At 69.2% G+C, this 12,487-nt stretch carries 8 protein-coding genes and 1 pseudogene; 2 read left to right on the forward strand and 7 right to left on the reverse strand.

Going from position 1 to position 12,487, the window contains the following annotated elements; all coding sequences use genetic code 11:
* Positions 1-455 precede the first annotated feature (455 nt).
* On the forward strand, positions 456-1,964 hold the full coding sequence (locus AC5WRT_RS38160) for an MFS transporter (RefSeq protein ID WP_496098774.1): 1,509 nt from the start codon (positions 456-458) through the stop codon (positions 1,962-1,964).
* A gap of 1,066 nt (positions 1,965-3,030) precedes the next feature.
* Positions 3,031-3,933 (forward strand): annotated as a pseudogene (locus AC5WRT_RS38165) (diacylglycerol/lipid kinase family protein); the annotation flags it as partial.
* Positions 3,934-4,312: 379 nt separating this feature from the next.
* On the opposite strand, the gene AC5WRT_RS38170 reads toward AC5WRT_RS38165, so the two are convergent.
* From AC5WRT_RS38170 to AC5WRT_RS38200, 7 genes are all read right to left on the reverse strand, one after another.
* Positions 4,313-4,924: a histidine kinase gene (locus tag AC5WRT_RS38170; RefSeq protein ID WP_496098773.1), complete on the reverse strand. Its 612-nt coding sequence runs from the start codon at positions 4,922-4,924 to the stop codon at positions 4,313-4,315.
* A 248-nt stretch (positions 4,925-5,172) separates the two neighbouring features.
* The gene (locus AC5WRT_RS38175) at positions 5,173-6,219 is read right to left on the reverse strand and encodes a zinc-binding dehydrogenase (protein WP_496098772.1); all 1,047 of its coding nucleotides are present in this window, start codon (positions 6,217-6,219) and stop codon (positions 5,173-5,175) included.
* Positions 6,220-6,442: 223 nt separating this feature from the next.
* Positions 6,443-7,459 (reverse strand): tetratricopeptide repeat protein, encoded by a 1,017-nt coding sequence (locus AC5WRT_RS38180; protein ID WP_496101064.1) that lies wholly within the window; start codon positions 7,457-7,459, stop codon positions 6,443-6,445.
* Between the two features lie 53 nt (positions 7,460-7,512).
* The gene (locus AC5WRT_RS38185) at positions 7,513-8,688 is read right to left on the reverse strand and encodes a DUF4331 family protein (RefSeq protein WP_496098770.1); all 1,176 of its coding nucleotides are present in this window, start codon (positions 8,686-8,688) and stop codon (positions 7,513-7,515) included.
* A gap of 36 nt (positions 8,689-8,724) precedes the next feature.
* Positions 8,725-10,053, reverse strand: coding sequence for a Dyp-type peroxidase (locus AC5WRT_RS38190; RefSeq protein WP_496101065.1), 1,329 nt, complete (start codon positions 10,051-10,053; stop codon positions 8,725-8,727).
* Positions 10,054-10,172: 119 nt separating this feature from the next.
* A complete protein-coding gene (locus AC5WRT_RS38195) occupies positions 10,173-10,793 on the reverse strand; it encodes a hypothetical protein (protein WP_496098768.1) in 621 nt (206 codons plus the stop codon).
* A 570-nt stretch (positions 10,794-11,363) separates the two neighbouring features.
* Positions 11,364-11,939: an RsbRD N-terminal domain-containing protein gene (locus tag AC5WRT_RS38200; RefSeq protein ID WP_496101066.1), complete on the reverse strand. Its 576-nt coding sequence runs from the start codon at positions 11,937-11,939 to the stop codon at positions 11,364-11,366.
* Positions 11,940-12,487 lie beyond the last annotated feature (548 nt).

Consider the following 12,487-nt stretch of genomic DNA (forward strand, 5'->3'; position numbering starts at 1 on the left):
TCTGGAAAGCCGGCTCACCGCCGGTCGCGACGGCCGGCACGCCGGCCTTTGAGCAACACCTGCTGAGGCGCTGCGCCGCAGGCACTGGCGGCTGAGGCGCGCCCGCAGTCGGGCTATCAGGCTGCGACACAGGGGAGCCGCCCCGTCACATCGGGTGAGACCGCCCGGCGGGGTGGTTCCACATCCAGCCTCTACACGGCAGCCGCATGACGCCGACCCGTGAAATGGCCACGGTCGTCGGCTTGTTCCCGGTCTCCTCCTAAAGAGGGGGGGACCGCCGGCCTCGTCGAGCTGGATCACCCGCGTCATCCGTTCACCGAGGCGGCTACGCCGCCGAGTGCTCCCGCCCGTGAGCGCGAAGTGGCGCCCCCTAACGGATGAGCCCTAACCGATCTCTCGATCCCTTCTTTTCTCTCTTCCTCCATCCCCCATCCGCTGTCCGGAGGGCTGCCCCCATGTCCCAGAACGCCACCGCCGCCGCTCGCGGCGCCGAGACCACACCTGAGAAGGTGCCCGATCTGTCGCACCGGCGTCGCTGGTGGATTCTGCTGGTCGTTTCCCTGTCGATGCTGATGGGTGTGCTCGACGGCACCATCGTGAACATCGCCCTGCCGTCCGCCCAGCACGACCTGGGCTTCTCGGACGCCGACCGGCAGTGGGTGGTCACCGCCTATGCGCTGGCTTTCGGCAGTCTGCTGCTGCTCGGCGGCCGCATCGCGGACCTGGCCGGCCAGAAGGTGACCTTCCTGGTGGGTCTGGCCGGCTTCGCGGCGGCTTCCATGGTCGGAGGCGCGGCGAACGGTTTCGCCATGCTCGTCATCGCGCGCGCCGTCCAGGGCCTGTTCGCCGCCCTGCTGGCCCCGTCGGCCCTGTCGGTCCTGATGACCACCTTCACTGATCCGCACGAACGGGCCAAAGCCTTCACCGTCGCGGGCTCGGTCGCCGGTGCCGGCGGAGCCATCGGCCTGATCCTCGGCGGCGTACTGACCCAGTACCTGGACTGGCGCTGGACCATGTACGTCAACGTGATCTTCGCGGTGGTGGCGTTCGTCGGCGGGGCGGCCCTGCTGCACCGCACCCCGCGCGACACGTCCTCCAGGCTCGACGTACCCGGCACCCTGCTGGCCTCCATCGGCCTGTTCGGCCTGGTCTACGGATTCTCGAACGCCGAGACGCACGGCTGGGGCTCGCCGGCTACATGGGGCATGCTGGCAGTCGGAGCCGTACTGGTGGCCGTCTTCGCCCGGTGGCAGAACAGGGCGGCGTATCCGCTGCTGCCCCTGCGCGTCCTGCTGGACCGCAACCGCAGCGCCTCCTTCGCCGCCCTTTTCGTCACCGGCGCGGGCATGTTCGGCGTCTTCCTGTTCCTGACCTATTACCTGCAGCAGAGCCTCGGCTACAGCGCCCTGAACACCGGCTTCGCCTTCCTTCCCATGATCGTGGCATCGTCGTCCGCCTCCGCCGTGGCCAACAACGTCCTGGTGGCGCGCATAGGACCGAAGCCGGTGGTACCGCTGGGCATGGCCATCGCGGCCGCCGGCCTGACCTGGATGACCACGCTGGACCTGAACAGCGGATACGTGACGCAGGTACTGCCCCAGCTGGTACTCGTCGGAATCGGGCTGGGCACGGTCATCGCGCCCGCCATGAGCCTGGCGACCTCCGGCGTCGAAGCGGCCGACGCCGGAGTCGCGTCCGCCGCCGTCAACACCGTCCAGCAGGTGGGTGGTTCGATCGGCGTCGCCCTGCTCAGCACGATGGCGTCCGACGCCGCCACGAACTACCTCTCCGGCCGTGACCCCAAGGACCCCGGCGTCCTGGCGCAGGCCGGCATCGAGGGCTACTCCACCGCCTATTGGTGGTCGGCGGCCGTCTTCATCACCGGCCTGGTCGTCACCGCCCTGCTCTACCGCCGGGGTGTACCCCAGCAGGACGAGAACGCTGCACGTGCCGTGCACATGTAGCGGGACAACCAGCCCATAGTGGCTGCTACTCGGGTTCTATCAGCGGAAGGTGTACCAGGTGGAAGGGGAGACAGATTGACTCGCAGTCTATGAGTCAAATTGTCTCGCCGCGACCGGGTCACACCGGTTCAGTTCATGCTTCGCACCGGTTCAGTTCACGCGCCACAGGCGTGCAGTGATCGGATCGGTGACATCCGCACGGGACCGCGGGCCGATCGGTTCGTGCCCACAGGCCGGCCGGCTGTCACTGAAGCGGGAAGACCAGAGGTGACAGAACCTCGCAGCTCGTCATGGCTGCGAGGAAATGCCCCCGCGATCAGCCCGGCCCGACGGCGGACATGCGGCCACGTCGGGGACTCGACGACGCCGAAGTGCCCCGGCAGCGTTCACCCGTCACGAGATCCCGGGCGCCGAGGACTACGGTTGCTCCGCCCACATGCAGCTGACGGGCTACTTCACGGCCGATGCCCCGGGTCGCCCCGGTCACCACCGCAGTCCGCCCCGCGTACCTTCCGTCGTTCACGCTGGCCACCCTGTCAGGGGATCCATTGGCCGACCAAGACCGTTGATCATGACTTCCGTCACGCGGTCCGCAGCTCAGGCAGTGGGGGCTCGGACTGCGAGAGCGAACCGCGTCACGACCTGGCGAGGACCAGCGCTCGAGGACTGGATCAAGATCTGGAACGAGCAGGCCCGGCCCCACAAGTGGACCGAAACCGCTGACCAGATCATCGACCGCGTCTGCCGTTCGCGTCTCTTCCCGTTGCAAGGCTCGCCCTCAGGATTTCGCTCTTGATCAGGGCACCAAGGCCCACTCCGAAACACGTCCTGGGACGACGGTAGGCCGTAACTGCGCTGGCGAGTCGACTGCCTGTGGTCCCGGCGTGCGTATGCCCAGGCTGAGCTGCAAGCCGGTGGTGCAGGCCGTAGTCGTCGGGGGAGATGTCATGGAGGCGGTGGCCGCCGATGCGATCGCTGGACCGGTCCGGTGGTGGACGGCGCGGTCAACAGTGGGAGTGGTGACGGCAGCTCTACCCGTGCCTGCGTGCGCAGGGCTGATGAACGCGGCCCGCCGGCTCTTGCCGTGACCGGGAGCGCGCCCCGACCGGTGGCCGCGCCGCGGCGGCCGTTTCTGATCGTGAACCCGCGTTCGGGGGGAGGGAAGGCGAGCCGGTTCCGGATCGCGGAAAGTGCCTGTGCGTTGGGGGCTCAGGTTCTGTTGCTCGATCCTTCCCGGCCCCAGGATCTGGCGGCTGTCGCGCGACTTGCGGTGGATGACGGTGCGGATCTGCTGGGGGTGGCCGGCGGAGATGGCACGCAGGCACTCGTCGCCGGTTGCCGCGGAGAGCGGTCTTCCTTTCGTGGTCGTTCCGGCCGGTACCCGCAACCACTTCGCGATGGACCTCGGCCTGGACCGTGAGGACCCCTCGGCCGCGCTGGAGGCCACGGACGGCGTCGAGCTGCGCGTGGATCTCGGGTTCGCCGGCGATCGGGTGTTCGTCAACAACGTGTCGTTCGGTGCGTATGCCGCCTGGTGCAGGACCCGGCCAGCCTGATGCCGTGCTGGTGAGCAACAACCCGTACCGGGTTGATGACCCGGCCGGGCCGGCATGCGGGCGCAGCTGGATTCCGGACTCCTGGGAGTCCTTGCCGCCAGGGCGGAGACGCCCGCCGAGACGGCCGCCCGGCTGCGAAGCGGGCAGCCGCACGGCCTGACCCGTCTCGCCACCCCGGACGACGTCGTCGTCGACGCCGACGTCCCGGTCGTCCCCGTCGGGCTGGACGGCGAAGCCGTAACCCTGCCGTTCCCGTGCGGTGCCGGATCAGTCCCCGGGTGCTGCGGGTACGGGTTGCCCGCCATCGGCCGGCCGCCGTGCGCGCCGTGCGGTCGCCAGGCTGGGGCATCGTCCGGCGGGTGGCCTCAGCGATGCCCGACACCCGGAGGCCAGCTGTACCCGGCGCCGATTGAGTGAAGGCCCGTCAGGATCGGCTGGGACGGCACCGGCCGAATCAGTATCCGCCAGGCCGAGCACCTGCACACAGCAGACGGCACCGGCGGCTGGAAAGCAGGCCGGGGTGAGGGTGACGCCTGTACGTTCGGTGGACGTCAGGACGGCGAGCCGGATGCCGCGAGCCGTCATGATTCCCTCCTGACGACCGGGAGCATGGCCTGGACTACACTCCCGCTTCGCCCCGCTGGGGCGGCAGGGAGCCCAGTTTGTTGCCGTGCCCGCAGTTGCACGTCACCGAGGTCGCCTTGGTTTCCGTCGGCGATGAAGGCGCTCCGAACAGCAACAGGGCCCAGGTCCGCGACCTGGGCCCTGCCTGTGATGACGTGTCTGAGCGAGTCAGGCGGCGGGGCGTTGGAACCGCTGCTTGAGCGCCTTCCCGCGGGCCTCCACCGTGGCTTCAACCTGGGCCCTCTTCTGCTCCCGGCGAGCCTTGGCGGCCTCTCGTTCTGCCGCCTCCTCCGCCTCACGGACCGCCTTGACCTCGGCTCGCACCCGCTCGACCGGCCTGCGCTCAAGCACCGCACCGAATCGCATGGCGAACAGGTCGACCGCCGCCGTCTCGCGCTCGGCGACCTCGGCGACCAGCACCGTGCTGCCCGCGCTGACCTCGTCGGCCACCAGGGCCACCAGGCCGGAGGTCTGCGTCGCCCGCCGCCAGTCGGCGCCGCCGCCCACCAGGGCGCCGGTGCCCCAGCCCAGCACCACGCCAAGCGGTCCACCCAGCAGGCCCACCACCGAACCGACGAGCCCGCCGACCAGCGTGCCCTCTCCCGCCTTGACGTCGACGCCCTCGGGAATCCGCACTGTCCCGTCCGGTCGGCGCTCGACGAGCATCGCGCCTGTGACCTCCACGGTCGGGCCGCCGATCTGCTTCAGCTCACTGAGCGCCTGGTAGGCGGAGGCCTGCTCGGCGAAGCGGAAGACGACGATGTTCTCGGTCCTGTCCATGACCACTCCTCAAACCACTCATAGGTCCTGTGCTCGGCGGGAGAGCCCCCGCATTTGCGACATTGTGTATCGGATGGGTGCGCACCTTGGCTGCCTCAGTCCTGTCGGATCGCAGTTGTCGCTGGATGCGGTGGCGTTACGTAAGTCGCGCATGTCGGTCTGCTTCTCCGGGGCGGCGGTTGCGGGTGCTGGTCGCGCGATAGGCCGACTCCGTCGCCGGGGCGACCCATCGCGCTTTGGTCGAGTCGTCAGGGAACGAGGATGAGGCGGATCGGGTCGCCGATCTTGTTCTCCAGGCGGTGGATCGCCTCGGGGGCGTCGGCCAGGGAGATGTGGTCGGTGATGGAGGGGGCCAGGTCGAGACGGCCGCTGCCGGCGAGCCGGATCAGCTCGTAGACGTGATCGAACGAGGACCCGTAGTGTCCGTACACCTTCTTGTTCTTCAGGTTGAAGGTCATCTTCTCCGAGATCGTCAGCGGCTGCGCGGTGATACCCACCAGGACGAGCCGGCCGTGGTTACCGAGGAGGGGCGACGCCTGCTCCCGGACCCGGGGAACGCCCGCGAAGTCGAAGGCGTAGTCCAGGCCCAGACCGTCGGTGGCCCGCAGCACGGCCTCGGCGAAACCAGGGTCGGCCGGGTCGAGCGCGATGTCGGCGCCGAACGCGAGGGCTCGCTCACGGGCACCCGGCAGCGGGTCGACGGCGATGATCGGCGTGGCACCCATCGTGCGGGCCAGCCGGACGGCATGGGCACCCGTTCCGCCGACTCCCCAGATGCCCACGGACTGGGCGGTACGCACCTGCACGGTGTCGACCAGGGCCGCGTACGAGGTGGAGACGGCGTCCGGGATGATCGCCGCCTGGTCGAAGGGAAGTGTGTCGGGGATGGGGACGACGGTGTCCTCACGGGCGATGGTGTACTGGGACCAGCCACCGTCGTAGTCGACGCCGCGGCCGCGGAACGACGTGCACGTGCCGCCCCTGACGCAGGTGGCGCACTCGCGGCAGGGCTGTCCCGCCTGCAGGGCGACCCGCGTGCCGACGGCCAGGTCCCGCTTGAGGCCGGGGCCCAGGGAATGGATGACACCGGAGATCTCGTGCCCGAGGGTGAGCATGTTGGATTTCAGGTGCAGCGGCGTGATGCTTCCGTCGATGAGGTGGAGGTCGGAGAGGCACACGCCTGCCGCCTTCACTTCGATCAGCACTTCGCCCGGCCCGGGTACGGGGACCGGGATCTCCTCCATGACGAACTTCTTCGTGTCCAGGTTGACGCGTCCTGCCAGCATGGTGTCCATCGTTTTGAGCCTTCTCGGGTAGTGGTGCTGATTCGGAGTGCTGCAGTGGTCCGTGGGACCACAAGGGGAGTGGGGGTACTGCGAGGAGTCGAGGGGGCCTCAGCCGGTAAGAGGCCGAGTCACCTGTGCCCCTGCGGGCTGGCGCGTGGTCGGCCGAACGGCATGCCGGTCCGTCCGGCCGACCCCGTCGGTGCTTCATGTCGCCGGCATCGCCGCTTGGCGGCTATGGGGCAGCCTGTGCCACCCGGCTCTGCGCGAGGACAGCGTGCTGGAACAGGGCATGGGCTCGGTCTGTCTGGCGGAACGCGAGGTTCTGCAGCGCCAGTTCGAGCCCCCGCTCGGCATCGGCCCCCACGGTGAGCCAGAAGTCGGCCGCGTGGTCGGCGTAAGCCGCCGGGTGACGCAGCACCAGTTCGTCGTAACGCGCCGCCGCGCGCTCGCGCCACTGGCTCGCCTCCTGGACGCTGCCGCCTGCGTGCAACGCGGCCGCGAGGTGGGCGGCGTACTCGGGGTCGTCACTGGTCTGCGTGAGGGGATGCAGGAGGGCGACGGCGGCCTGAGGGTTTCCGCGCAGCAGCTCGATCTCGGCCAGGTGGCCGAGTGCCGGCGCATAGTCGGGCACCCGGCGCCGGGCGGCCTCGTAGCACGAGCGGGCCGCATCGAGGTCGCCCTCGCGGTGCCACATCACACCGCGCCGGAAGTCCAGCTGAGCGAGCGGGAACGGCGAAGTCCCCCCATAGTGCCGCCGCGCCTCGCCGAACAGCTGCTCCGCCTCGCTGACCTCACCGCGCTCCGCCTGGAGTACGGCGAGCGCGCCGAACGTCGTGAAGTCGCTCTGCCGCCCCGCCGCTTTGCGGATCAGGGCCATGGCATCCGCGTAGCAGCCGAGCGCCTGCAGGACGACGGCTCGTTCCGCATCCAGTGCGGCCGCGTCCGCGCCGTTCCGGCCCGCTTCGCCGAGGTCGGCAACGGCCTCGGCGAAGCGGTGCAGGGTCGCCCGCGTTCTGGCGCGGGCGAGCAGGGCCGTGCTGTCCTCGGGTGCGACTCGTACGAGCCGCTCAGCGAGATCCGCGGCCCGTTCGTAATCGGCGACACGGCCCAGGATCTGGCCTCGGAGGTTGAGGAGGTCGATCAGGCTCGCCCCTTGCGCCACCGCCAACGAAGCCCCAGGCGTCTCCCCGGTACCCGTACGGCTGAGCTGTACGGCCAGGCCGTCGATCTGCCCGTGCAGATTCGTCACGGCGATGATGCCATTCGTCGTGACCGGCTCACACTTCTGGTGAGACGCCCCGGTCATGCCGCTTCCTGGGGGGGCGGAGGCATCAGCTCGGCCAGGCGGGCACCGAGGTCCGGCGGGGTCGGGTTGGGAGCGTTGAGGTAGGGGAAGGTGTGGGTGGCCGGCTTGGTCGGCTGGTCGACGCCGTCACTGATGCGCTCGCCGTCGACGCCGCTCACCAGCAGGGTGTAAAGGGTGTCCACGATGTCGTCGTTGAGCGACCGGCCACCGCAGGTCGTGTGCGGGCGGCCGACGAGCAGGGCGGTCTCGATCTCGAAACAGCCGTCCTCGGAGAAGGGCTTGGACAGGTCGACGACGATGAAGTCCGCCAGCAGCAGTTCGGTCAGCGGGTGAGCGCCCTGCTCGTCCATCGGCCAGGCGGTCTTGCCGTCCAGGCCGTCGTAGAAGGCCAGGTTGGCGTTGAGCCGTGCGCGGTAGGCGTCCGCGTACTCGGGCCGGATGTTGAAGGTGTCTTCCTCGTTGTAGAGGTCGCGGATCTCCAGATCGCTGTTGACGGTGTCGAACTTCTTGGGCGACATGATCACGTTCTTGATCTCCGGCCGGCCCATGCGCTCCAGCCGGACGGGGCGTCCACCACCGGAAGTCAGGGTCTCGCCGACGACCGCCACCAGCGAGCCGGCGGCCGGGCCGAGCACCGCGGCGTCGACCTCGAGCACGATGCTCAGCGCGTTGAAGCCCTCCAGAACGTTGCTGGCATCAGACCTGAAGCCCAGCTGGCCCGTCGCCTCGGTGACCATCACGCCCACGAAGTCGATGAAGAACGGGTCGAGCCGCGACCCGGCGAAGATCTTCAGTCCCTCGGCCTCGGTGGGCACCTCGTTGCCGACCTGGAAGGAGACCTTCCGGCCGCCGGGCGCCTGGCACGTGCCCGCCTGCACCACGGTGTCCGTGCCGCCGACCTTCTGTGGGGCGTCGAAGGTGAAGTCGAAGACGTACTCGTCCTCGCCGACATTGAACGCCGCGGCGGCGCCCTCGCTCACGGACGTGACCGGCCGGACGCGGAAACGGTGGGTGATCACGTCGGAGAACAGGGCGGTAGGGGCCGAGGCCGGGAGCACGTTGAGGACGAGCACCAGGTTCCCCGGCCGCTCCGGGCTCGGGAAGGCGTACACGTCGCAGATGTCGGACGCAGGGTCCGCGATGGCACGCGGCCCGGAGAAGTGGTCAGCCATGAGAAACGCTCCTTGTCGTGTTGCTTGTGAGAGATGTCAGGTGTCGAGGTCGGCGATCCAGCGCAGCGCCGACAGTCCGGGCATGAAGCAGTACTCGCCACCCCGGTTGACGACGAACGGTGGTAGCCCCTTGAAGCGGCGGCGGATCGGTTTGCGCGGGACGGTGAAACCGCCGTCGTCGTTCGTGCCGATCAGCGGGTCCTTCTCCGCGGGCGCCCCGATGAACTTGCCGTCGTTCACCCACTGCCGCTGGACGAACTCGAACTGCCGGTCCAGGTGCGCTCCGACGAAGGCGAACATGATGCCGCGGTCGGCGCCGTCGTCCTCCAGCACGCCCCTGGGCAGCGGCGGGCCGTAGGTCGTACCGCGCCTGATCATGCGGTGCAGGCGCACCTCACCGGTGACGACCGCGTCCCGCGGGTTCATCCGCCGGGCGTGGGAGCCCACCGGGCACTTGAGGCCCTCCGCGTCGTCGCCGTACATGAACGCGTTGTTCCGCTGGGGGTCGGCACCGAGTTCCCGATCGTCCTTGTCCGGCGTCAGCGCCAGCGGGGCGCCACTGGGCCAGCGGCCGACGAGCTTGGCCGCCAGCAGCTCCTCGTCGGCGGTGTCGGTGGCGCGCTCGTGGAGGTACGTACGGAAGGCGGCCACTCGCGTGTGCAGCTTGCGGAAGGCCACGTACGTTCCGTTGCGCCCGAGCACCTCGGGCTGCGGAACGGGTGCGACGCCGTGGGTCTCGTCCTCGTATCCGGTGATGAACTCGCCTGCGCTGAGCGGCTCTTCGTACGGATTGGTGCCGGGGATGCCCGTGCCCTCGATCGCCGGCTGACCGATGCCGTCCCGGAAACCGAACGGTTCCTTCTCGTCCGGTCCGACGTGCACGTCCTGCTGCCAGATGACAACGACGCCGGGCAGATCGCGCAGGGCGTCGCGAACCAGGAGGAGAACCGTCTCCAGGCGGGCGGTGTCCGGGGCGAGTCCGGCCAGGATGAGGTGGACGTCCTTGGAACCGAGCGGGCCCTCCCAGTTCTCCGGCGCGTTTTCCCCGACGTCCCCGATGTACTCCGCCCTCGCGGCCATGCCCTCGCGGAACTCCTCCGGGAAGGTGGCCAGCGACTCCTCGGGCACCCCCAGGGCCTTCAGGCCCTGGAAGCTGAGTGCCACCGCGAGCGAGACCTGACGCTCGGGGTCGAACGTGGCGACCGAGTCCAGGGCGGGGGTCAGCCGCCGCAGCAGCTCGCGCCCCTGTCGCCGGTCGTCGATGCGCAGGGCGAGGTAGAAGCCCGCGTAGGGGATCGGCCGTGGCTGGAGAGCGGCGGCCTGGATGTCGTCGAGTTCCAGGGCGCTGCCCGTCTCGATGCTCATGATGCCTTCCAGAACTGTCTTGCGTGGACGGTGTCATCACGCGGGTCGCGGCGGGGCAGAGGTGGCGCCCCCGCCCGGAGGGGGGCGGCTTAGGGCCCCCTCCGGGCGGGTAGGGTGGGTCAGCTGGCGGCGTGGGCGAGCAGCGGCTTGAGGGCCGGGTGGGAGAGGGCCTCCTCGGCGGCCGGGTCGTCCAGGACCTCCTGGAAGGCGGCGTCGAGCTTCTGGGCCTTGAGGATCTGCGGCATCGTCACCGAGCCGAGCGGGTTGAAGTAGGCCGCGGCCTGCGACTGGCCGGTCTGCAGGATGGCCTTCAGGCCCGCGGTGGCCTTGCGGGCGTTCACCTCGAAGTCCGGGGCGCTCTTGTCAGCGAGGACAGCCGCGCCGCCGGACTCCTCGTACCACGCCGAGATCGCGTCCCACTGGGTGGTGTGCTGCATCCAGTCCAGGAAGTGCTGGACACCGACGAGCAGAATCGCGTCGTCGACATAGGGGTCCCACTCGGTCTCGAACGTGGTGGCCCACAGCAGGCGCCTGCCGTTGTCGAAGATCACGTGGCGGCTGTCACGCAGACCGGTCTTGATGGTCTCCGCGGGGTCGGTGGCGCGCAGCACCTCCTCGAACTTCGCGACGGCCTCGCGCGCCTGCTCCTCGTGGCCAGGCTTGACGTCGAAGTACGTGGCCAGCTCGGAGACGACACCGTCGGTGAGGCCCTTGCCTGCCTTCTTGGTGATCGTGGTCATGACTTCCTCCGGGGAGATCTAGTGCGCGAATGCGATGGCATTGGCGACATCTGTGGATACGGGCAGGATCTGCTTTTCGCGATCCCCATCGGTACCGCGGTGCACAGATGAAACATACGACGTATGGAATTGGTACCGTACGCCGTATGGAAAGTCCAGCGCAAGTCGGATCGCGTCTCGATCGTTGTGGCGAAGTTCAGTTCCGTACCGTGTACGGAACTGGTACCGTACGGGGTAGCGCGGGGCCGCACGACGGCAGCCGGCGGGGTCCTCGTCGTCGAAGGGGTCGGGGTTGCAGTGCCGGATGAACTGCGCGACGCCGAGGGCGGAGTCTCGGGCCCGCAGCGGCACCACCAGTGTCGAGTGGGCTCGGTGGTCGTTGGCGCCGCCGGCGTCAAGGGGCGGTGCCGGGCCGGTGTGCCGGGAGGGCTGACCGGTGTCGAGGGTGCGAGCCGACGGTGAACTGCGCGGGCTGACGTGAAGCTGCTCCGGTCGGATCGTTCCGGGTCGCCCTCCACCACTGATCGTTGAGCGACCCGCCGGAGCGTCGGAGGACCGTTCGTCGGGCTGTCATTTCCGCCCAGCACGGAGTCGAGCACGTCGACGGTGACGAGGTCGGCGAAATTCTCGGTGGCGAGTTCCGCCAGCTCTTGGACGGTGCGGGCGATGTCCAGCGTGGTTCCGATGCGCCTGCCCGCCTCGTTCACCATCGACAGCCGCCACTGCAGCCGCCGGTACCGTTCCCGCTGGTAGCGCCCCGCCCTGCTCCGACATGGGGTCGACGTACCCGGTCATCGTCGCGATCAGCTTGCGCGAAGCTGCGCTGATCAATGCGGCGTCGCCGGTCAGCCGGGGCATCTCTTCGAGCAGCCGGTCGAGCATGACACCTTGCCCCAGCCGGAAGGACCGCAGCATCACGCTGACGGGCGTCCCGTGCCGAGCCAGTCGGCGCGCGCGGTCCGGGTCTGCGGTCGGCGTTTCGATCTGGTCCGGCTCGATGCCGTGTACCAGGCCGGCCAACGCCGCGAGAACATGTTCGGTGACGTTCTCTGCCGTCATGCGGGCAACGTCGGGGTCTTCCCAGACCTCGGGGACTCCACGCTGCAGGCACCGCTCGACGTCATGGATCAGCTGGTCTGCCCGCAGCCTGCCTTACACGCGGCACGGGACACGAGACTGTCCGCAGGGGAGTCCACAAAACGACGTTACGCTGCATCGGCGTGTACAGCCCGTCAGGGTTCGGGGAGCAGGGCGCAGCGTGCGCACGGTCGGCGTTGAAGCCGCCACTCGAGCGAGATCGCTTCATCGGGCAACCCCCCGTTCCAGTAGCCGTCCATGAGCCGAGCAGTTCAGCAGGCTCGGCCAGCACTCCGGCTGACCGCAACTCGGCCGCCGTCCACCAGCGGGCCTGCGAAGCGAGCGCGAAGCGGACAAACGGCGGCCAGACTTCCGCCGCAGGGCGCACCACGACTACGCAAACGCCTTCGTGGGCGATGCGACGCAGGTAGCGGATTGCCGCGTGGCGGCTGGTCTCACCGGGGCGGGTCGGCCGCGCAGTCGCGGCGAACATCCTGACCGAGGCCGGCTTCGGCCCGGCCGCCCTCGACGCCACGACTGCGGACATCCACTCACCATGGCGGTGAACGCCGAGGCGCAGGCGTCCGTGTGCCTGCCTCAGGTCGCACCCGACAGGT

The organism is Streptomyces sp. NTD91 (genome assembly GCF_059510455.1).